General features: G+C 66.8%; 18 protein-coding genes and 2 pseudogenes. 5 read left to right on the top strand and 15 right to left on the bottom strand.

The window, feature by feature from the left end:
- Position 1 precedes the first annotated feature (1 nt).
- The 4 genes and pseudogenes from thrS to ACLP4W_RS04745 all read right to left on the bottom strand — a co-directional run bounded on the left by thrS (position 2) and on the right by ACLP4W_RS04745 (position 5,675).
- On the bottom strand, positions 2–2,056 hold the full coding sequence (thrS, locus tag ACLP4W_RS04760) for a threonine--tRNA ligase (RefSeq protein WP_442384619.1): 2,055 nt from the start codon (positions 2,054–2,056) through the stop codon (positions 2–4).
- Between the two features lie 77 nt (positions 2,057–2,133).
- Positions 2,134–2,760: a PaaI family thioesterase gene (locus ACLP4W_RS04755; RefSeq protein ID WP_442384642.1), complete on the bottom strand. Its 627-nt coding sequence runs from the start codon at positions 2,758–2,760 to the stop codon at positions 2,134–2,136.
- A gap of 62 nt (positions 2,761–2,822) precedes the next feature.
- Positions 2,823–4,532: pseudogene (locus ACLP4W_RS04750) on the bottom strand (PE family protein).
- Between the two features lie 267 nt (positions 4,533–4,799).
- Complete coding sequence (locus tag ACLP4W_RS04745; RefSeq protein ID WP_442384617.1) at positions 4,800–5,675, bottom strand: aldo/keto reductase; 876 nt, start codon at positions 5,673–5,675, stop codon at positions 4,800–4,802.
- A gap of 57 nt (positions 5,676–5,732) precedes the next feature.
- On the opposite strand from ACLP4W_RS04745, the gene ACLP4W_RS04740 reads away from it, so the two are divergent.
- On the top strand, positions 5,733–6,233 hold the full coding sequence (locus ACLP4W_RS04740) for a DUF1990 family protein (RefSeq protein WP_442384615.1): 501 nt from the start codon (positions 5,733–5,735) through the stop codon (positions 6,231–6,233).
- 9 nt (positions 6,234–6,242) lie between these two features.
- Here the strand turns inward: ACLP4W_RS04740 and ACLP4W_RS04735 are convergent, their stop codons facing one another.
- From ACLP4W_RS04735 to ACLP4W_RS04720, 4 genes are read right to left on the bottom strand one after another with little or no spacing between them, the layout of a single operon-like run.
- Positions 6,243–7,193 (bottom strand): NAD(P)H-dependent flavin oxidoreductase, encoded by a 951-nt coding sequence (locus ACLP4W_RS04735; RefSeq protein WP_442384613.1) that lies wholly within the window; start codon positions 7,191–7,193, stop codon positions 6,243–6,245.
- 4 nt (positions 7,194–7,197) lie between these two features.
- Positions 7,198–7,542, bottom strand: a complete 345-nt coding sequence (locus ACLP4W_RS04730; RefSeq protein WP_442384611.1) for a cupin domain-containing protein — start codon at positions 7,540–7,542, stop codon at positions 7,198–7,200.
- Between the two features lie 31 nt (positions 7,543–7,573).
- Positions 7,574–7,999: a hypothetical protein gene (locus tag ACLP4W_RS04725; RefSeq protein WP_442384609.1), complete on the bottom strand. Its 426-nt coding sequence runs from the start codon at positions 7,997–7,999 to the stop codon at positions 7,574–7,576.
- A complete protein-coding gene (locus ACLP4W_RS04720; protein WP_442384606.1) occupies positions 7,996–8,706 on the bottom strand; it encodes a helix-turn-helix transcriptional regulator in 711 nt (236 codons plus the stop codon). The genes ACLP4W_RS04725 and ACLP4W_RS04720 overlap by 4 nt, the downstream gene beginning before the upstream one ends.
- 297 nt (positions 8,707–9,003) lie before the next feature.
- Here ACLP4W_RS04720 and ACLP4W_RS04715 point away from each other — a divergent pair, with 297 nt between their 5' ends.
- Positions 9,004–9,897, top strand: coding sequence for a universal stress protein (locus ACLP4W_RS04715; RefSeq protein WP_442384605.1), 894 nt, complete (start codon positions 9,004–9,006; stop codon positions 9,895–9,897).
- A 212-nt stretch (positions 9,898–10,109) separates the two neighbouring features.
- Here the strand turns inward: ACLP4W_RS04715 and ACLP4W_RS04710 are convergent, their stop codons facing one another.
- The 4 genes and pseudogenes from ACLP4W_RS04710 to ACLP4W_RS04695 all read right to left on the bottom strand — a co-directional run bounded on the left by ACLP4W_RS04710 (position 10,110) and on the right by ACLP4W_RS04695 (position 13,053).
- Positions 10,110–10,901 carry a universal stress protein gene (locus ACLP4W_RS04710; RefSeq protein ID WP_442384603.1) on the bottom strand — a complete coding sequence of 264 codons (792 nt, stop codon included), beginning with the start codon at positions 10,899–10,901 and terminating at the stop codon, positions 10,110–10,112.
- 90 nt (positions 10,902–10,991) lie between these two features.
- The gene (locus ACLP4W_RS04705; RefSeq protein WP_442384601.1) at positions 10,992–12,143 is read right to left on the bottom strand and encodes a site-2 protease family protein; all 1,152 of its coding nucleotides are present in this window, start codon (positions 12,141–12,143) and stop codon (positions 10,992–10,994) included.
- Between the two features lie 103 nt (positions 12,144–12,246).
- Positions 12,247–12,355: pseudogene (locus ACLP4W_RS04700) on the bottom strand (hypothetical protein); the annotation flags it as partial.
- A gap of 29 nt (positions 12,356–12,384) precedes the next feature.
- Complete coding sequence (locus ACLP4W_RS04695) at positions 12,385–13,053, bottom strand: SRPBCC family protein (protein ID WP_442384599.1); 669 nt, start codon at positions 13,051–13,053, stop codon at positions 12,385–12,387.
- Between the two features lie 255 nt (positions 13,054–13,308).
- Between ACLP4W_RS04695 and ACLP4W_RS04690 the strand changes: the two genes are divergently transcribed.
- The 3 genes from ACLP4W_RS04690 to ACLP4W_RS04680 all read left to right on the top strand — a co-directional run bounded on the left by ACLP4W_RS04690 (position 13,309) and on the right by ACLP4W_RS04680 (position 15,251).
- Positions 13,309–13,515 (top strand): hypothetical protein, encoded by a 207-nt coding sequence (locus ACLP4W_RS04690; protein WP_442384597.1) that lies wholly within the window; start codon positions 13,309–13,311, stop codon positions 13,513–13,515.
- A gap of 133 nt (positions 13,516–13,648) precedes the next feature.
- Positions 13,649–13,822 carry a hypothetical protein gene (locus tag ACLP4W_RS04685; RefSeq protein ID WP_442384595.1) on the top strand — a complete coding sequence of 58 codons (174 nt, stop codon included), beginning with the start codon at positions 13,649–13,651 and terminating at the stop codon, positions 13,820–13,822.
- A 13-nt stretch (positions 13,823–13,835) separates the two neighbouring features.
- Positions 13,836–15,251, top strand: a complete 1,416-nt coding sequence (locus ACLP4W_RS04680; RefSeq protein WP_442384593.1) for a YhgE/Pip domain-containing protein — start codon at positions 13,836–13,838, stop codon at positions 15,249–15,251.
- A 31-nt stretch (positions 15,252–15,282) separates the two neighbouring features.
- Here ACLP4W_RS04680 and ACLP4W_RS04675 read toward each other — a convergent pair whose 3' ends face one another.
- From ACLP4W_RS04675 to ACLP4W_RS04665, 3 genes are all read right to left on the bottom strand, one after another.
- Entirely contained in the window at positions 15,283–16,941 is a 1,659-nt protein-coding gene (locus ACLP4W_RS04675; RefSeq protein ID WP_442384591.1) for an HAD-IIB family hydrolase, read from the bottom strand.
- A gap of 163 nt (positions 16,942–17,104) precedes the next feature.
- Positions 17,105–18,511 (bottom strand): wax ester/triacylglycerol synthase family O-acyltransferase, encoded by a 1,407-nt coding sequence (locus ACLP4W_RS04670; RefSeq protein WP_442384589.1) that lies wholly within the window; start codon positions 18,509–18,511, stop codon positions 17,105–17,107.
- A gap of 11 nt (positions 18,512–18,522) precedes the next feature.
- A complete protein-coding gene (locus ACLP4W_RS04665) occupies positions 18,523–19,758 on the bottom strand; it encodes an alpha/beta hydrolase family protein (RefSeq protein WP_442384587.1) in 1,236 nt (411 codons plus the stop codon).
- Positions 19,759–19,785 lie beyond the last annotated feature (27 nt).

Below are 19,785 nucleotides of genomic sequence, written 5' to 3'. Positions count from 1 at the left end.
GTCACTCACCGCCGACCACTTTCACCAGTTCGGCTGTGGGAGAAGCATTTTCGTGATCGGCTATCCACTTCGCAATGGCGTCTACCGCACTGTCGCGGGCCACACCGTTGATCTGCGTGCGGTCACCGAAGCGGAAGCTCACCGCCTCGGCCTGCACGTCGCGGTCGCCGGCCAGCAACATAAACGGCACCTTCTGGCTGGTGTGGTGGACGATCTTCTTGGCCATCCGATCATCGCTGGCGTCCACCTCGACGCGAACTCCACGCGACTTCAATTGCGCGGCAACACTTTCCAGGTAGTCGACGTGCTCGTCGGCGACCGGGATGCCGACCACCTGAACGGGCGCCAGCCACGCCGGGAACGCCCCCGCGTAGTGCTCGGTGAGGATGCCGAAGAATCGCTCGATCGACCCGAACAGCGCTCGGTGAATCAGCACCGGGCGCTTGCGGGATCCATCGGGGGCGGTGTACTCCAGCTCGAAACGCTCCGGGAAGTTGAAGTCCACCTGGATCGTGGACATCTGCCAGGTGCGGCCCAGCGCGTCGCGGGCCTGCACGGAGATCTTCGGGCCGTAAAAGGCCGCACCGCCGGGATCGGGAACCAGCTCAAGGCCCGACTCCCGGGCGACATCGGCCAGTGCCGCGGTGGCCTCTTCCCACACCTCTTCGGAGCCGACGAACTTCTCCGGGTCCTTGGTGGACAGCTCCAGGTAAAAATCCTCCAGCCCGTAGTCGCCGAGCAGTTCGAGCACGAACCGCAGCAGCGACGCGAGTTCGTCGTGCAGCTGTTCGCGGGTGCAGAAGATGTGCGAATCGTCCATGGTGAACCCGCGTGCCCGGGTCAGCCCGTGCACCACGCCGGACTTTTCGTAGCGGTACACGGTGCCGAATTCGAAGAGCCGCAACGGAAGCTCGCGATACGAGCGCCCGCGCGAGGCGAAGATCAGCGTGTGCATCGGGCAGTTCATCGGCTTGAGGTAGTAGTCCTGGCCCGGCTTGCGCAAGGTTCCGTCGTCGTCGTACTCGGCGTCGAGGTGCATCGGCGGAAACATGCCGTCGGCGTACCAGTCCAGGTGGCCCGACGTGTGGAACAGCTGCGCCTTGGTGATGTGCGGGGTGTTGACGAACTCGTATCCGGCCTCGATGTGCTTGCGCCTTGAGTACTCCTCCAGCTCCCTGCGCACGATGCCGCCCTTGGGGTGGAAAACCGGCAGGCCCGAACCGATTTCGTCGGGGAAGCTGAACAGGTCCAGCTCGATGCCCAGCTTGCGGTGGTCGCGACGCTGGGCTTCTTCGATCAGCTCGACGTGGCGGTCGAGCGCCTCCTGCGACTCCCACGCGGTGCCGTAGATGCGTTGCAGGCTGGCGTTTTTCTGGTCGCCCCGCCAGTAGGCTGCCGAGCTCCTGGTCAGCTTGAACGCCGGGATGTGCTTGGTGGTGGGGATGTGCGGTCCCCGGCACAGGTCGCCCCAGACCCGTTCGCGGGTACGGGGATTGAGGTTGTCATACGCGGTGAGCTCGTCGCCCCCGACCTCCATGACGTCGGGGTCGCCGGACTTGTCGTCGACGAGTTCCAGCTTGTAGGGCTCGTCGGCCAGCTCTTGGCGCGCCTGGTCTTTGGACTCGTAGACACGCCGGTCGAACAGCTGCCCGTCCTTGACGATCTGGCGCATCCGCTTCTCCAGCGCCGCCAAGTCCTCGGGCGTGAACGGCTCGGCCACGTCGAAGTCGTAGTAGAAGCCGTCGGTGATGGGAGGCCCGATGCCCAATTTGGCTTGCGGGAACAGGTCTTGAACGGCCTGGGCCAACACGTGTGCGGTCGAGTGCCGGATGACGCTGCGGCCCTCGTCGGTGTTGGCCGCCACCGGGATCACCTCGGCGTCGGCGTCGGGCACCCAGCTCAGGTCGCGCAGCTTGCCGTCGGCGTCGCGCACCACCACGATCGCGTCGGGCGTGCCCCGCCGCGGCAGCCCCGCCTCACCGACCGCCGCGGCCGCGGTGGTCCCGGCAGGAACCCGGATCTGGGCTGCTGGGGCGGGCTGTGCGGCGGCGCTCATCGGGTTGGTTCTCCAAGGGTCGGGTCAGGCGATCGATCCTGATTGATCGATGCCAATGCTATCGGTGCGAGCCCGCCTCAGGGCTGGCCAGGCTTGAGCCGCACGAACAGGGCGTCGGCCTCGGTCAGCAGGGTGTCGCCGTCGCTCAGCCGGCCCGACACGAAGATCTTGCGACCGTCCACCTTGTCGACCCCCGCCTCGAACTGCAATTCCTTCTCGATCGGCACGATGTGGCGGTAATCGATCTTGAGGTAGGCGGTGCGCTGGTAGGGGCCGCCGGTGAGCACCGAGGACGTCAAGCCGAGCACGGTGTCGAACAGCATCCCCAGTGCCCCGCCGTGCACGGCGCCGTTGCGTCCCAAGTGAAAGCGGGCGAAGCGCGCCCAGCCATGGATGCGGCCATCGTCACCCTTGCGGGCCGACATGGGGATCGTCAGGATGTTGCCGCGCATGGGCAGATCCATCCGGCGCCCCGACGGCGACTCCCACTCGTCGGCGTCGAACGGGCTCAGCAACAGCGAGACTTTCTCCAGCAGGTCCGCGGCCTCGGTGATCACCTCGTCGAGCGCATCGACTGCACGGGCGTGATCCTGCAATTTGCGCACGGCGTCGACGAACCTGCCGTAGTCGGGGCCGCCCTTGGTGGTCGGTTGGGGTGGATTGAATCCACCGCCAGGGTGCTGCTGATGGTCGCCGGCCACCAGAACACCGTATCGGTGATCGAGGCATCAGACCTCGGTGCGGGTGCCTCCGGCGGCCAGACGGATCAACCTTGCTGGCCGGCCGTACCGGTGCCGCCCGTGCTGCCGCTACCACCGTTGCCGCCGTGGGTTGACCCGGGACCGCCTGTCGCGGTGCCGCCGGTGCCGCCGGTGCCCAACCCGCCGCCGTTGCCGCCGCCGCCGCCCGCGCCGCCCTGACCGGCGGTGCCGTTGGTGCCCGCCTGGCCGAACAGCATCCCACCGGCCCCGTGCGTACCGCCGATGCCGCTACCGCCGCCGTTGCCTCCGTTGCCGCCGGTGCCGCCATCGCCGCCGACACCACCAAGACCGCCGGTTGCGATAAACGAGGCCGACGCGGTGGCGGCGCCGCCCGCGGTCCCTGCGCCGCCCGTACCGCCGAGGCCACCACTGCCGCCCAAACCACCGGCACCGGCGATGCCGCCGTTACCGCCGTCACCGATTAGCCCGGCGGCACCGCCGTCACCACCTGCGCCGCCCGCGCCGCCCGCGCCGCCCGTACCGCCCGTACCGCCGTTCCCGGCGGTGCCGGCGTCGCCGCCATCGGCGATGCCGCCGGCCGTGCTGATGGCTGCCCCACCCTGGCCACCGATGCCACCCGGGCCACCGTTGGCACCGGTTCCGCCGGCACCGCCAATGCCGCCGGCACCGCCAGTGCCGCCGTTGCCGCCGGTCGCGCCGATGCCGCCAGAGCCGCCGGAACCCCCGCCGCCGAGACTCCCGGTGGTGCCGAAGGCATCACCGTTGACCGACTGAGCTTGACCGCCCGCGCCGCCGGCGCCACCCGCACCGCCGGGCGCTGCGCCAATAGCCCCATTGCCGCCTGCGCCCGCCACCGCCTCACCCGAGTTGGTGAAGGCGCCCCCGCCGAGCCCGCCAGTGCCGCCCGTGCCGGCAGGTCCACCATCGGCGCCGTCGCCGGCGTTGCTGCCGGAAGCATTGGCATTATTCGTGGAGGAACTGACGCCGTTAATCCCGGGGCCAGCTGCGCCGCTGCTGATGGTGGGGTTGACGCCCTGGGCTCCCGCGAGGCCCGTGCCGCCCTGCCCGCCGGGGCCCCCGTTGCCGAATAGGTGGGCGTTGCCGCCGTTGCCGCCCGGACCCTGGGCTGCCGCCGTTGATGCCCGCCAGCGCGGTCCCGCCCTGCCCGCCGGCGCCGCCATCGCCGACCAGCCGCCCGCCGTTGCCGCCGATCCCGCCCGCTGCGCCGGCCCCACCGATTCCACCGGCCCCGCCGCTGCCGATCAACCCCGCGTTGCCGCCGTTCCCGCCCACCTGACCGGGCAAGCCATTCCCGCCCGCGCCACCATTGCCGATCAACAACCCACCAGCCCCGCCCGTCTGCCCCGGGCCCCCATTGGCGCCGTTGCCGATCAGCGGGCGACCCAACACCGCCTCGGTGGGCGCATTCACCACGGCTAAGACATCCTGCTCGAGGGCCTGCAAGGGCGACGCGCTGGCCGCCTCTGTGCTGGCATACGACCCCGCACCGGCGGTCAAGGCCTGCACGAACTGCGCATGAAACGCCGCCGCCTGCGCACCGACCGCCTATAGGCCTGGGCATGCTGGGCAAACAGAGCCGTGACGGCCGCCGACACCTCGTCGGCTCCCGCCGCCAGCACGCCCGTCGTCCGGCCCGCGGCCGCCGCATTGGCCTCGCCGAGCGCGGAGCCAATACCTTCTAAGTCCCCCGCCGCCACGGTCAAAAACTCCGGCACCGCAATCACAAACGACATGGCTGGCCTCCCTACGGCTTCAGGACACCTCGGCTCTCGGTCGAAAGACCAGGCTTATCGCGATACCAGCACAACATTCCGACGTTTCACCGAAACCTCTCGGCGTGTCGGCTACCTGAGCTCAGGCAAACCACGCCCCGGTTTTGGTTTCGGCCTGCAGCCGAATGGGGCCCTCCGAACGCTCAGGCGTTTCTGTTGAGCGCCGGCGGAACCTCGGGAGGAATGGGGACGAAAGTCATCCGCGCGGGCGGCGAGAAGGCCGCATGGTCAGACCGTTCGTTGCGCACCGGCCGCCGCCAGGGTTTGAAACTCGTCGTCGGTCAGGGTGAGCTCGGCGGCGGCGACGTTCTCCTCGAGGTGCGCGACGCTGGACGTGCCCGGGATCGGCAGCATCACCGGCGAGCGTTTCAGCAACCAGGCCAGCGCCAGTTGTGACGGCGTCGCCTCATGCTCGGCGGCGATGCGCTGCAGCGGGCCATCCGGGGCGGCCAGCGGCCCGGCGGCCAGCGGGAACCACGGAATGAACCCGATGCCCCGGCTGGTCGCGGCTTCCAGCAGCGGTTCGGCGCCGCGGGAGGCCAGGTTGTACATGTTCTGCACCGACACGATCTCCGTGACCTGCTGGGCCGCGGTGAGCTGGTCGACGTCAATCTCGGACAGACCGATGTGGCGGATCTTGCCCTCGTTCTTCAATGTCAGCAGTTCGCCTACCTGGTCGGCCAACGGGAAGTTGCGGTCGATGCGGTGCAGCTGAAACAGGTCGATGGTGTCGACACCGAGGCGGCGCAGGCTCATCTCGCACTCCTGGCGCAGGTAACTCGGATTACCCAGCGGGATCCAGATGTCCGGGCCGGTGCGCAGCAGCCCCGCCTTGGTCGCGATCACCAATCCGTCGTAGGGGTGCAGCGCCTCGTGAATGATGTCCTCGGATATGTACGGGCCGTATGAGTCGGCGGTGTCGATGAAGTTCACGCCCAGTTCGACGGCGCGCCGCAACACCCGGACGCATTCGTCGCGATCGGCGGGCGGGCCCCACACGCCCTTGCCGGTCAGGCGCATCGCGCCGAAACCGAGCCGGTTGACGGTCAGGTCGCCGCCGAGGGTGAGCGTTCCGGATGCTTGGGCAACAGTTTTAGCGGTCACTTCTACGACCGTACGCCGCAAACGCGGCCGCGCATCCCGGCGTGGCAAGCTGAGCGGGTGGACCTAGCAGCGCTCGAGGAGCTTCCGCTGACCTACCGGGAGGTGGGCGCGACGGCGGCCGGCGAGCTGCCCGCGGGATACGACCATCAACACGCGGAGCGCCAAATCGGCACGGGCCAGCAACGTTTCGAGCAGGCCGCCCACGCGGTCATGCACTGGGGCATGCAGCGCGGATCCGGCCTGCGGGTGCAGGCCAGCTCGGAGGTCGCCGTCGTCGACGCCGTGGTGTTGGTGCGGATGGGCTTTCTGCCCGCGCCGTGCCGGGTGGTGTACGTCATCGACGAACCCGACATGCGCGGATTCGCCTACGGCACGCTGCCGGGCCACCCGGAGTCGGGCGAGGAACGCTTCGTCGTACGCCGCGACCCGGCCAGCTCCGCGGTCTTCGCGGAGGTGTCGGCGTTCTCCCGGCCCGCGGCCTGGTGGAGCAAGGCCGGTGGGCCGCTGGTGAAGCTGGCCCAGCGCGTCATCGCGCGGCGGTACCTGCGCGCGGTGTGACCGCGAGGCCTAAGGGCCCCAGCCGGCCAGCAGCCTTTCCGCACCCGCACACATCTGGTCGATGACCTCAGCCACGGACGCGTAGTCACGGATCATCCCGACACCCTGCCCGGCGTCGATGGGCGCGATGCGGCGGTCGTCGGCGGCGATCGCCGCGGCCAGTTCGTCGCAGGCCGATGGATCAAGCGCGTCCTCTCTACCGGCCCAGCGGGCGACGAAGTCGTTGGCCAGCACCCGCGAAGGGAACCGAGCCGGCCAGGGCAGGCCCTTGGCGACATCGAACACCCGGGTCACGGCGGTGTCGGTGGCTTGGGCGGCGATCAGCGCCCGGCGACTGGTGTCGCCGGTCAGCGCCTCCGGGCACGCCGCCAAGCGGGTACCCACCCACGCCCCGCTCGCACCGGCGGCCAGGACAGCGGCCAGGCTTCGGGGCGAGGCGATACCGCCGCCGGCAAGCACCGGCACCGCAGCGCCGTCCAAGGCATCCAAAACGGTGTCGAGCACTGGCAACGTCCCGAGCTTGACCTCACCATGCCCACCACCCTCGGAGCCGCGCGCGACCAAGATGTCGACGCCGGCGTCGACCGCCTGACGCGCCCCGAGACCGTCGTATACCTGGGTGGCGGTCGCGATTCCGGCGTCGTGCGCTTTGTCGACCCACGACCGGTCGGTACCAAAACTGACCGACAACAGGGCGGGCCGCGCAGCCAGCGTATCCTCCAGCAGGCCCGCCTCGGTGCGCATCACCCAGTCCACCAGGCCGATGCCGAACCTCCCGCGCACGTGCCGCAACTGGGTTTGCAGCGACTCCCTGGTCCCGTCACTGCCCATCCCGACCATGCCCAGACCGCCGGCAGCGGTGACCGCGGCCGCCAGCCGACCACCGGCGACCCCACCCATCGGCGCGTTGACGATCGGTGCCCGCAGCCCGAAACTGCTTGACCAGGGCGTGGATAGCATCCGGCTAGAGAACCGAGGGAAGGCTCTTCAGCACGGTCAGCATGATCACCGAATCCTCGACCGCGTGCAGGGCGTGCCGTTCGGCTGGGATCGCGACGTAATCGCCGGTCTTTCCGTCCCAGGCGTCTGCACCGGCTGTCAGGCGCACGTGACCCTGAAGCACCTGCAGCGTCGACTCGCCGGGGCTGTCGTGTTCGGAAAGGTCGTGGCCGGAGAGCAAAGCCAGCACTGTCTGGCGAAGTTCGCGGGTGTGACCACCGTGGATGGTGTGCGCGGCGCGTCCGCTGTTCGACCGCTGGGCCTCGGCCAGCTTTTCGGAGGCGAGGCTGGTCAACGAGATGGATTCCATAATCGACCCTTTCGACCTTGAAAGCCCGTTGTCAGATGCTCAATAGCAGTATTCCCGCTGCGAGCAAGGCCACCACCTTGACCATTTCAACGCCGACATAGAAGTAGTGAGCCCGGGAGCGGGGTGCATCCAATCCGGCGAGCACCTGGTCGGAGCGGCGGGTCAGGCGGGGGCGCACCGCGATCAACTGAATTGCCAGGGTAGCAACAGCAACGGAGAGTGCCACGGCGACCCGCGCCGGTATCGGGCCGGCCGTCACGACGGCCGCGATGATGAGGGCGAAACCGACCTCCACCGTGTTGAGCGCACGAAAGACCAGGCGGCCGATGCCGAGCCCGATCTGCAACGTGACATTGGGTGCGCGGAACTTCAGCGGCGCTTCCAAAAACGAGATGGCCAGCACCATGCCGAGCCAAACGAAGGTAACAGCGACGACGATCGCCGATCCGGTGCTCACGCGGCCCGGGCCGGCGTGACGTGGGCCAGACACAGATCCGGTTCGGCGAACGCCTCGAGCCGCTCGACAGAGACCGGCGCCGCCCAGCTCTCCAGGGCGCCTTGCATCAGCCCGAGATGAAGTGGGCACACGACGGACGCGCGGGTTTCGGCGAGTTCGAGGAACGGGCAGTGTCGCAGGCCGATCTGTTGCTCACCGCCACAAGTCCGGCGTTCGGGGGCGAACCCAATCTCGTCGAGCACCCCGACCAGGCGGTCGGTGGCCTTTTCGGTGGCCTTTTCGGTGGCCTTTTCGGTGTCCTCTTCGGCGTCCGTGGCGCCTGACGGCGCCGATTGCAGGCTGGCACCCAGCTTTTGGCCCCACGCCCGCCCCGCGGCCATCGCCTTGGCGCGCGGATCCCGTTCGGCGGCAAGGGCCTCGATCAAAATCTCGGCGAGGAGCCGATAGTGTCGTGTTCCGCCGCGATCCATCTGGCGGACCGCCTGGAACATCAACGGCGGGCGTCCCGGCCCCCTGCGGCCGAGTTCGACCCGCTCCACCTGGCTGTCGGCGACCAGGCTGTCGAGGTGGAAGCGCACCGTGTTGGGATGCACCCCGAGCTCGTCGGCGATCGCGACGATGCTCATCGCGGCGGGCGACGACCGCAATAGCCGCAGCACCTCACGGCGGCGGCCGGTGCCTTTTCCGACTGACCTAATGTCGCTCACGCTCCTTCAGTTGCAGATCACGTACGCCATCCGCGCGAGTTTACACAATTTTATTTGTGTAAACTAAGGGGGCTTTGCCTTCTGGAATGCCTTCTGAAATACCTCCTGAAAACCCTGCGCGGCAAGCGGTCTGACGACCGGGCCGGCCAACGGCTAAACCGGGGGCATTTCGCTCGTCCGCTTGGTGACAAACGCCCCTGACTGAAACACGGCCACCTCCGATACGGTCGTGCACGAGCGGCCAAGCCGACTTCGGTGCGACCCGAACGAATAAGCCAAACGAATCGAGGACAGACCATGTCATCGCGCAACTCACATTTGGGAATCGTCGCCGGCATCGACGACTCGCCGGCCGCCAGGGTGGCGGTGCAGTGGGCGGCACGCGACGCCGAGCTGCGAAACATCCCGCTGACGCTCGTGCATGCGGTTTCACCGGAGGTTTCGACGTGGCTGAAGACGCCGATGCCCGCCGGCGTGCTGCGTTGGCAGCAGGATCACGGGCGCCGATTGGTCGACGGGGCGCTCAAGGTGGTCGAAGAGGCTTGCCAGCATGGCGGTCCGGCCGGCGTGCAAACCGAAATCCTAACGTCGGCAGCCGTTCCCACGTTGATCGACATGTCCAAAAACGCGGAGATGGTGGTTACCGGGTCGCAAGGCAGTGGGCGGTGGCCCGGCCGACTTCTCGGTTCGGTTAGCTCGGCGCTGCTTCGTCACGCGCATTGCCCCGTCGCGATCGTCCACGACGAGGACGCGTCGACGCCGTACCCGGCCCAGACGCCGGTGTTGGTCGGCATCGACGGCTCACCGGCGTCCGAGCTGGCGACCGGGATCGCGTTCGATGAGGCCTCGCGCCGGCGCGTCGGGCTGATCGCCCTGCACGCATGGAGCGATCTCGATGTATCGGAGTGGCCCGGAATCGATTGGCCGGCAACACAATCGATGGCCGAGGAGGTCTTGTCCGAGCGCCTGGCCGGTTGGCAAGAGCAGTATCCCGACGTGCAGGTGAGCCGCACCGTCGTGCAGGTTCAGCCGGCGCGCGAACTCGCCAAGAGGTCGCAAGAGGCCCAGCTGATCGTGGTCGGCAGCCGGGGCCGCGGCGGATTCGCCGAAATGCTGGTGGGATCGGTGAGCGAAACCGTTGCCCAAATGGCGCGGGTGCCGGTGATCGTGGCACGCGAGTCGGTCGACTAGATCCACCCGGCGCGAGAAAGTCACTATCTCCCGCTACCGCGGTCCAGCGCGGCCGTCGCGTCGTCCGGGCGGAAGCCTGGTGCATGCAAATCGGTGACGTACGCCGGTTGAATGACTCCGCGCACGCCAGACACGCATGGTTGCTGAGATCGGCGACCCGTCGCAGCGCGCGAGCGGTGCAATCGATGCCCAAATCTCTCTAGGGCCGCTCGCTAGCGGACGACAAGCACCGAGCATTCGGGATGGCGGAAGAGCGGATGCCCATGGGGCCCAACGAGCCGCGCCAGCTGACCGGCCTCGGAGCCGCTGACGACCGCGAGCTGAACTCGTTCGTTGTTGGCGCTGAGGAAGCCGGCGATGCCGTCCCTGGTGGTGATCGGGTAGACGCGCACCTGGGGGTGGCGATGCCGCCAATCCTGTATCCGACGTTCGAACCTGCCGTCCGAGTGGTCGGTAAGGTCCTCTGGTGGGCCACCGAGGACGAGCATGGGCGCCCTGCGTAACTTCGCTTCCCACGCAGCGTATTTGACGACGGCATCGTTGTCGGGTGCGTCGGTCATGCGGACCACGATCCAGTTGATGTCGGGCGGTGGGTGGTCGAGTTCGGTACGTAGAACCGCCACAGTGCAATGCGCCTGTTCGGCGAGCTCGGTTGCCGTCGAACCCAGCATCGAACGGGCGTAGCGCCCGATCCCGACGGAGCCGATGCAGATCATCTCGGCGTCGGGGGATGCCTCGATCAGAATTGATCCGGCCGAACCACGCGGGATCTCGGTTTCGATGTGGACAGGTTTTCCACTGGCCTCGATCGCAGATTTCGCCTCGCGAAGCGAATTCTCGGCATGTGCAAGGTCGCGGGCGTAGTCGTTCGGGCAAGGATGTGTCAGCTTCATGACCGCGATGAGGCGCAACGGCACACCGCGGCTGACGGCCTCATCAACGCCCCAGAGTGCGGCCGCGATCGCTGCGCGCGAACCATCGATACCCGTGATGATCGGTTTCACCGTCCGCACTCCTCTCCGGACCTTTCCCGAACTCCCGGTCGGCGTCGATCCGCTACCGGATCATCCTGCGTTGCAATGCCTCTCGACTTTTCAGGGATGCGCCGTCATGGGCTGTCCCGGTTGGGCGAGCCGGTAGACATCCATCAGCCGGGTGAGATCGCTCGGTGTCACGATGCCGACCACGTCGCCGCCGTCGACGACGAGGGCGCGGCTGCGGGGACCGGCTGATGCCATCCGCTCAAGCAGGGCGGTCAGCGGCTCCTGCGGTGCCGCGGTCGGCACCGCGTGCATTGGTAGCGCGATGTCACCCACGCTGGTAGTGGTACGCCGGCCGGGCGCAACATCGCGCAGTTGTGTCAGCGTTACCAGTCCCACGATCGAACCATCCTGGGCGGCAACCGGGTACGCCGAATGACGGTCGCCCAGCACGTAGCGCTGGATGAAGTCATCGACGGTGATCCATCCGGGAGCGGTGTGCGGCCGCGCAGTCATCGCGTCGGAGACGCGCACCCCGGCAAACATCTGTTGGGTCGAGATCCGGTTCTCTTCCTCGCGACTGGCAGCGAAGATGAACCAGCCGATGAACGCCAACCAGACACCACCGACGAGCGCGCCCGCCACAAACTCGGCCAATCCCAATGCGATCAGAATGAAAGCGACCACCCGTCCGGCATGCGCCGCGCCGATGCCGGCGCGGGCGATGTCGCCGTGGCGGCGCCACAGGATGGCTCGCAGAACCCGGCCACCGTCCAGCGGGGCGCCGGGCAACAGGTTGAACAAGCCCAGCACCAGGTTGATCAGGGCCAGCCAGTTAGCAACGCCGACCACGATGGGAGCGGCCCGCACGGTGTGCAGCGCTACGACCAGCCCGCCGAATGCCGCCGCCAGCGCAAGGCTGGTGGCCGGGCCCGCGATCGCGATCCGGAAGGCCGCTTTGGGTGTCTTCGCCTCGCCGCCCAGAGTGGTTACACCGCCGAACAGCCATAGCGTGACGCTTCCCACCGGCACCCCGGCGCGGCGAGCGACCACAGCATGGGCGAGCTCATGGGCCAACAGCGACGCCAGCAGCACCAGCGCGCCACACGCTCCCGCCACCCAATAGCTCAGCGGCGAATACCCTTTGACGGCGCCGGGCAGCGTGCTGGCCAGGCTCCACGTGAACAACCACAGGATGACGAGCACGCTCCAGTGGACACTTACCGGAAACCCGGCGATTCGCCCCAGTGGGATCGCATCGCGCACCGTAAACCTCCAAGATCAACTGTTGCCGAAGGTATTGCGACGCCGTGGCCGGTACTAGAGTCGTTGGTCCTTCCCCAGGCCGCCCAATGGACCCCCGGTTGACGGGGAACGCGGCCCGAACCTCGGCGGGCAGGTGCGGGTAATCACGCACGCCCCCGCCCCGCGCTATCTCGGCGATCAGGTCGTGGGCGATAGAAGCCCCGGTCGCGGGCGAACAGCAAACAGTCAAGAACGAAGGCTATTAACCAAATTCGACTGCCGGCTGCGAGTTGGTCGAGGTTAGTCGCTCGACGCGGTGCTTGATGCCAAGCAACATGCCCCGTGTGCTCAGAGCAATCGCCGGCCTGACCAGTTCCATGGCAAACACTTCGCCCGGGTGGCGCAGGGAGATCCTGACCCGGGTGAGCAGCCGAACGCGGTCCTCCCAGTGCGGCAGGACATGGAACGACCAGACCGCATTCCAGTGCAGTTCTTCTCGCGCGACACTGAGCACCAGATGCTTCCCGGGCACGATCTCCGAAACGCTCAAGGCCACCCCGTCGGGCAGCCCCATCCAGCCTTCGGGGGCCAGGTGCACGACGTCGGTAACCGCAAGTTGTTGCCATTCCGGATGGACTCGATCAGCGTCCTGATGGCGCAGGCCGAGCATGTTCTTCAGCCGCTCGCAGCCGTAGAAACCACCCCGGTCCTGACCCATCTGCAACAGCCACGGCCAGACCGCAGCCACAGGCGCGTCGATGTACACCGCCTCGGTCGTCTGAACGGCCGGGTCGCCCACCAGCGTGTCGCCGGGCAGTCGCATCTCGCACTCGGCCTTGGTTGCACCCCAGTTGCGGTAGTACCGTCGCGCGCCATAGAGCACCGCGAGCAGCGCCGCCGTCTCGGTGATCCGTCTCGTCACGTTGGCCATGGCGCCAGTCTTCGTGGACGGTGCGCGTGTCCGCCAGGGTCGTTGGTCCTCGTGGGTCCTCGTGGCCACGTAAACATGCCCCGGGGCGCGTGCCGCCTGCCCGCCTCGCTACCCGCAGCCCCCGCACCATCGGTGACTTTGGACCCTATCCGCAATCGGGGCGTGACTAAATAATGACCTCGTCTGACGTAACTTGGTGCGGCGGTTCCGGCTGAACAAAGGAGCATGACGGATATGGGTGGTAACCCACCGTTGTTGACCGATTCTGATGTTGACGCCCTTGCGCGGGAATTCCTGCGCTCGCATTACCTCGGTCCCATCTATGCCGGCTGGTCGCCGGACCGACGCCTCGACACCTTCCTGCGGCGCCGCGGCCTTGCCCGCGTGGCCGATGACGGCGATCTCTCCATGCTCGTCCTGGACCGCATCATGGCCAACGTGGGCATCGTTCCCCGCAACTAGCACCACCTACCACCAACCGGGGCCCCAAGCCTGGAAACACTGGCACCACCGCCTCGGGACTAACGGCACTATCGACCCTCGCGTCGCGCCCCGGATAGTGATGCCGATCACTGTGGATCGGAGGTGACCGGCGATGGAACAGCTGACAACGTTGGAAGCCAGCTTTCTTGAGGCCGAAGACGCCGACCGGCGCATGATTCACCAGGTAACCACGGCAAACACGAAGCACCATAACGCAACTGGGGATGAAGGCGCCTGCTTCAAACACCGTGCCGCAGGCGCACAGCCGTCGCCGGTTGAAGTTTGAAAGGAGTCCCGCGATGCCTCAACACCAGACACCCGGCTCGGCCGGCCGCAGCGTATTGCTCAAGCTGCGGTTCTGGTTGACGCCGATCGTCATCGCGCTGGCCCTGCTGTCCGGGTTCGCCATGCTCTATTTCGGCGGCATCCTCAACCCGACCACCAACCTGCGCCATTTCCCGATCGCGATCGTGAACCTGGACACCGGGCAGACGGGCAAAACCATCACCGACGGACTGGTGACGAACATGGACAAGAACCAGTTCGATCTCCGGGTGCTGTCGGCCGATGAGGCACGTCACCAACTCGACACCGGGAAGGTCTACGCACAACTCCTGCTGCCGGAGGACCTGACGCAGCGACTGCTGGCGTTGCCGCAGGCCACGCTGCAGCCCGGGCAACCGGCCAAGCCGGTCATCACGATCCTGACCAACCCGCGAGCCAGCGCGATGGGCGCCGCCATTGCCGAGAAGGCGATGGACAGGGCGATGGCGACCGTTAACGCCAAGGCCAGCGCTAAGCTCACGCCGCTACTACAACAACTGGACGGTGGAGCAACCCCGCCGGGAGGTGCGTCCCTGGCGCTGACCAGCCCGATCGACGTCCAGACCGTCGCCGACAACCCCCTGCCCAGCGGCACCGGCGCCGGGCTGTCGGCCTTCTATTTCTCGTTGATGCTGCTGATCGGCGGGGTCAGCGCCGCGATCGTGGTGAGCATGACGACCGACGCGCTGTTGGGCTATGTGCCGGCGGAATTCGGACCGTGGTACCGACTGGCCAGCAAGGTCAGGGTCTCCCGGCTGCAAACGCTCCTGGTCGAGTGGGCGTTGGTGCTACTGCTCGGTTTTTCGTCATCGGCGGTGTACCTGTGGATAGCCTCCGCGCTGGGCATGCCGGTGCCGCACCCGTGGTCGGTGTGGCTGTTCGGCGCCTTCGTCGTCACCGCCGTAGGTATCACGTCGACGTCGCTGATTGCGGCCCTCGGATCCTTGGGGACGCTGATCAGCCTGTTCGTCTTCCTCTTCTTCGGCCTGCCGTCGACGGGCGCCACCATTCCGCTGGAGGCCACGCCGAGGTTCTTCGGCTGGCTCGCTGGATTCGAGCCCATGCGCCAGGCTTTCCTGGGGTCTAGGGCGTTGCTGTACTTCGACGGTCGTGCCGATGCCGGGCTGTCGCGAGCGCTGATGGTGGGCGTGATCGGGCTCGCCATCGGCCTGGTGTTCGGCGCCGTGGTCAGTTGGTTCTACGACCGCAAGGGTATCCATCGCATCGAGGCTCCCCCGCAACCGGCCACAGAACCGGCCGCTCCCCCGGCATCGGCTGCTGCCGGGAGCTCGGCGGGTGACGGCGGCACGACGGCTGCGCGGACCGGCCCGGCGGATGGCGGCAGCAAGGAGCAAGCGGCAGAACGTGTTTCGGCAGGTCCCGAATCGTAGGCCGACGTCAATGCCGAACTCGTCTGTTGGTTCAGTGATTTTCTTGCGAAGGCAGATAACGTTTCTCTACCGCTTGCACGAGTTGGTCGCGTATGCGTTCCAAATCGGCGGCGCGACGGGCTTCTAGCGCGTCCTCCCAGGCTGCCACCCGCGTCGCGAGGTCCTTGTCGGCGATGGTGCCGTCCAGCCAGTGCGAAAAGTCGCCTCGTTCGAGATGGTATTCGAGTGCTTGATGGTCGAGATGTCTTACCGCATTGGTGAAGTCATGCATCGTTGCGGCCGCAGCGATGGTTTCGCCGTCAGTGGTGTGGAAGTAGAACCGCCGCTCCGGGGGGAGATGGATATCGGCGTATTTGTGGCGGTGCCGTACGTGCGTGGTACGGCGCTCTGCGATGGTGAACCCACGCGGTGGCGCTGAGCCGAAACGTACGGTGGCCCGCCGTCGGGAAGAAATGTCTGTCGCGGTGTCGGCATTCGTGAGCGTCAGCACGACGTCACTGCTGTCGATCTCGTGGGCGGGCAGTAACGACGGGGCGAACGAGCACAACACGTAACCGCCGCGGCGAGCCCAGTGTGCTTGCTCGTCGATGCCGAGAAGATGGGCCTCGTCGTAGACCACCCAGTGTGGGAATCCATGCTGTTCGCGGTGCGCCTCGGCGGTCGACCGCAGTCGATGCACATAGTCGGTCTTGCTCGGCCCAGCCAGCCCCGACAAATCCACCACCACGCTGGAGTGTGGGCGCAGCGTGTTGACGAGCTCGGCCGGTTCGGGAAGGTGGTGGCTGCCCTCAACGACCTCCACCTGGTCGACCTGCTGCAGTTGCACGTGGTCGCCTTCGGGGTCGATGACAAGAACGCAGTAGCCGGCCAGGATCCATCGCTTTGCCATCAGGCCCACGAGGTAGCTTTTTCCAGACGCGGCGGGTCCGGTAACCAGGATGCGGCCCTGACTTCCCGGCAACCGGGTCGGGGTTCCGTCATCAAATGCTCCGATGTCGACCCAGCGGCGCGGCGGGCACCAGCGTTCTGCCCCGGAGAGATACGGAAGCGTGAGCAACGCGGCGACACCGGCCCCATCCGGTTCGTCCAGGTCAACATCGGCAAATCGCCGAACAGACGAGACTGCATCGGCCACAGCGGCACCGATCTCGGCGACACCGAGCAACGACAAGTCGTTCTCAGCGTCGCCCACCGCCACCGTGTTGTGTGGGGAGAGATTCATCTTTGCCAATAGGGCTTCCAGCCCCGTGCCCTTGGTGACACCTGCCGGCAGCACCATCAGCGCAGCCCGGTTTCGTATGATCTGGTAGTCCATTCCGAGCTCAGCGATCACCTCGACGACGGCCGCGGCATGCTCACCGTCAACAGCCACCAACACCTCGCCGCGCCGGTACGGAACCCCCCGATTGGCGGGCGCATCATCAACGTCACGATCCACCGGAGGCGCTAGCGCGTGAGTCTGTCCGTCGATCACGATCACCGCGCCGTTTTTCAGTACCAACGCATCGAAATGGTTGGCTATCTGTGGGAACTCGGCAAGCATTTCGGCTCCGACGCGGCCGGTGACGAGCACGATTGCCAGGCCGTTGCGGCGCGCTTGGTCGATCGCCTCCAAGGCTTCTGAGGCCAGTTTGCCGCCCGATGTAAGGGTGCCGTCGAAGTCGACTGCGACCAACTTGAAAAACGCCACAGGCTTTCCCCGTCTGTATTCCCGGCGATTGTCGTCCGAATGTGTTCGCCGGGATTCCCGTGAGCTGGGATCACCGGCGTCCACCGCTGAAACCTATGGCCAGTGGCATGCGGTTCTGTAGGGCCATTGGACCTCGTTCGGCAATTGCCGGCACCGCCGTCGGTCACCCAAAGGCCCCCACAGCGGCTTCGAGTTCGGTCAGACACTCCTCGGTGAGCGGTATCAGCGTGTCGATGTCGGGCACCAGCTCGGCGCCCGCAGCATAGCCGAATCCGATCCGGTCGGCATACGAGCACGTCGTCACATTGAGTGCCTGACCGTCATAGACGGTCGACACCGGGTAAATCTCCTCGACACGCGCGCCGTTCCAATACATTTCGGCGCGAGGGCCGGGAACATGCGAAATCGGCAGGTTGTATCCGGTACGGATTTTCGGCGTGAACGGCAGCAGCGGAAAGACCACGGTCGCGGCGATGCTCCCGGCGGTCGTTAGCAGCGATGCCGCCGATCCCCGTTTGGCTACCCACTGCTTTCCTTCCGACATCGACCGGTGGATCAAATCCAGTCGCGCAAGCGGGTCATCCAGGTGCGTTCCCAACGGGCACAGCCACAGGCCGAACATGTTGCCGTGCAGGTCGTTTGCCCCATCATGCTCGCGATCGCGCACCGTGATCGGGCAGGCGGCCACCAGTGACTGCTTGGGCAGTTCGCCGCGATCACCCAACCAGCGGCGCACAGCGCCGGCCACCATGGCGGTGACCACGTCATTGCCGGACACACCCGTGGCCTGTTGCACGGCTTGGATGCGATCCTTCGCCCAACTGGCCCCCGAGACCGCACGCTCGGGCCCGAGATGACCGTTGAACCGCGTGAAGGGCGCTCCGAAGGGCAGCACGGTCGTGTGCCCGATCAGGCTGTCGAACACGGTCGATGCCTCACCCGTGATGACCCGCTCGATCAGGCCGGCGCTCGACACCGCCGTGCCAACCAGCGACCGTAGCGGTGCGACCAGCCGAGACATCAGCGCGGTCGATGCCGGCGGCGGCGCGGATTCATGACGGCGGTCGGCATAAAAGGGTGGCATCGACCGCCGCTTTGGATCGCTGCTCAGCGCGTCGGTGATCATCCGGAGACCGGCCACACCGTCGATGACGGTGTGATGCACCTTGATATAGAGGGCAAATCGGCCGTCTTCGAGCCCGTCGATCAGATACGACATCCACATCGGCGCGGACCGGTCGAGGCGCTCTGCGTCCAACTCGCCGATCAGCCGCCAGAATTCGCCGGTGCCGGACGACACCGTGCGGCGCTGGCAATGGCGGCTCAGATCAATTTTGTCGTCGTCACGCCAGACCCACAGACCGCCGGTGTCCACACCGTGATGCGGATATCTACGGAGTCTCGGATCGATGGGATCCTTGCCGGCGAGCGCCTCACGATGCAGTTCGCCGACATAGTCCGGGCCGGCATCCTTGGGCGGCGACAGGATCAGCACCGCGCCGACATGCATCGGGTTGGACACCAACTCCGCGGCCATCATCGCCGCGTCGAGTGGATCCAGCGGATGCATTTCGTCCTCGGCTAAGCGGTGCGCTCGGTCGATACGCTGTCCAGGAGCCCGGACTGCTGCAGCGCCGCCTCGACGAACCGCTGCACCGGCCGCGAGCGGAAGAACCCGGTGTGACCGCCTGGGTACCAGACGATTTCGGGTTTGCCCCAGTGATCCCAGAGGCGGACCACCTGCTCGCGCGGATGCACGACCTGATCAGCGACACCCGCGTAGATGAAGCGGCCCTGCATGGGCACCAGCGGGGACAGCGACAAGGGCGATGTCATGCGCCCGATGGGTTGGGCCAATTCCATCGTGTCACGGCGGGGGTCATCGCGGCCGAGTCCGGAGTGCCGACCCAGCAGCGCGACCAGATCGACGACCGGGACACCGAGAATCGCGCACGTTAGCCCGGTTTCGAGGCTGGCGACCAACGCCGCGATGTAGCCGCCGAGCGAAAGGCCGTTCAACCCGATCTGCGACTCCGGCTCGTGCAACCGTATCCAGGACAAGAGCCGGCGAATGTCCCACACCGCCTGAGCCGTGGCATGCACGTCGTCGAGCACATCCTCGCCCGGAAATATCGCGCCCTTCGGCAGGCCGCGCGCCCGGGGGCCGTGCATCGGAAGGACGGGCATGACGACGTTCAGACCCAGTTCTTCATGCAGTTTCCAGGCGCGGAACAGAGCGAGATCCACTGGAGCGCGGCCCATCTCGGTGCCGTGCACACACACCAGCCAGGGCCGCGGTTCCGGGTGGCGCAGCAACAGTGCGTACTCACGCCTGTTGGCGCTGTATCCCAGCCAGCGTTCCCCGCCCGGTTCGCCTGGCTCCGGCGCGTACCCGCTGTCGAAGAAGATGCGATGGAAGGAGCGTTTGCGTCCCTTGACCTTTAGAACCGTGATGTCGGAAAGCGGCGGGGGATCAATGAAGAAACCTCTTGGCTTGTCCAGCCAGCCCCTGCTCCCGTAAAACTCCAACGCCGCGGCCACTTCCTGGCTGATTCGCTCGAACACCTCAGGCCGGCTGACCGGGCGGCGCGCTTTCAGGCCTATCAGGACGACCTCGTCGCGAAACGCCTGCGCCGCCAGCGCGATAGTGGGTCGTGCGATCGGAAGCCCACCCGGCTCCTTATCGAGGTAATCTCGCCACGATTGGGCGAGGTAGCGGCCGGTGTGCATGAGTGGTCTGACGGCGCTGCCGACAACGGGTGCATTCCAGGAAAAAGCGCCCGGTCGTTGGCCGTCATCGCCGGCAGGTATTGCCATGGCGGCACGCTAACACCTGATCGATTC

The sequence above is a fragment of the Mycobacterium sp. genome (assembly GCF_052145595.1).
Taxonomy (GTDB): Bacteria; Actinomycetota; Actinomycetes; order Mycobacteriales; family Mycobacteriaceae; genus Mycobacterium.
This window is presented reverse-complemented; position numbering and strand designations above follow the sequence as displayed.

What these genes read in the sequence shown, in the direction of transcription:
- thrS (WP_442384619.1), bottom strand. Translation starts at nt 2,056, where the DNA reads ATGAGCGCCGCCGCACAGCCCGCCCCAGCAGCCCAGATCCGGGTTCCT.
- ACLP4W_RS04735 (WP_442384613.1), bottom strand. Translation starts at nt 7,193, where the DNA reads ATGCTATCCACGCCCTGGTCAAGCAGTTTCGGGCTGCGGGCACCGATC.
- ACLP4W_RS04730 (WP_442384611.1), bottom strand. Translation starts at nt 7,542, where the DNA reads ATGGAATCCATCTCGTTGACCAGCCTCGCCTCCGAAAAGCTGGCCGAG.
- ACLP4W_RS04715 (WP_442384605.1), top strand. Translation starts at nt 9,004, where the DNA reads ATGTCATCGCGCAACTCACATTTGGGAATCGTCGCCGGCATCGACGAC.
- ACLP4W_RS04695 (WP_442384599.1), bottom strand. Translation starts at nt 13,053, where the DNA reads ATGGCCAACGTGACGAGACGGATCACCGAGACGGCGGCGCTGCTCGCG.
- ACLP4W_RS04685 (WP_442384595.1), top strand. Translation starts at nt 13,649, where the DNA reads ATGGAACAGCTGACAACGTTGGAAGCCAGCTTTCTTGAGGCCGAAGAC.
- ACLP4W_RS04680 (WP_442384593.1), top strand. Translation starts at nt 13,836, where the DNA reads ATGCCTCAACACCAGACACCCGGCTCGGCCGGCCGCAGCGTATTGCTC.
- ACLP4W_RS04670 (WP_442384589.1), bottom strand. Translation starts at nt 18,511, where the DNA reads ATGCATCCGCTGGATCCACTCGACGCGGCGATGATGGCCGCGGAGTTG.
- ACLP4W_RS04665 (WP_442384587.1), bottom strand. Translation starts at nt 19,758, where the DNA reads ATGGCAATACCTGCCGGCGATGACGGCCAACGACCGGGCGCTTTTTCC.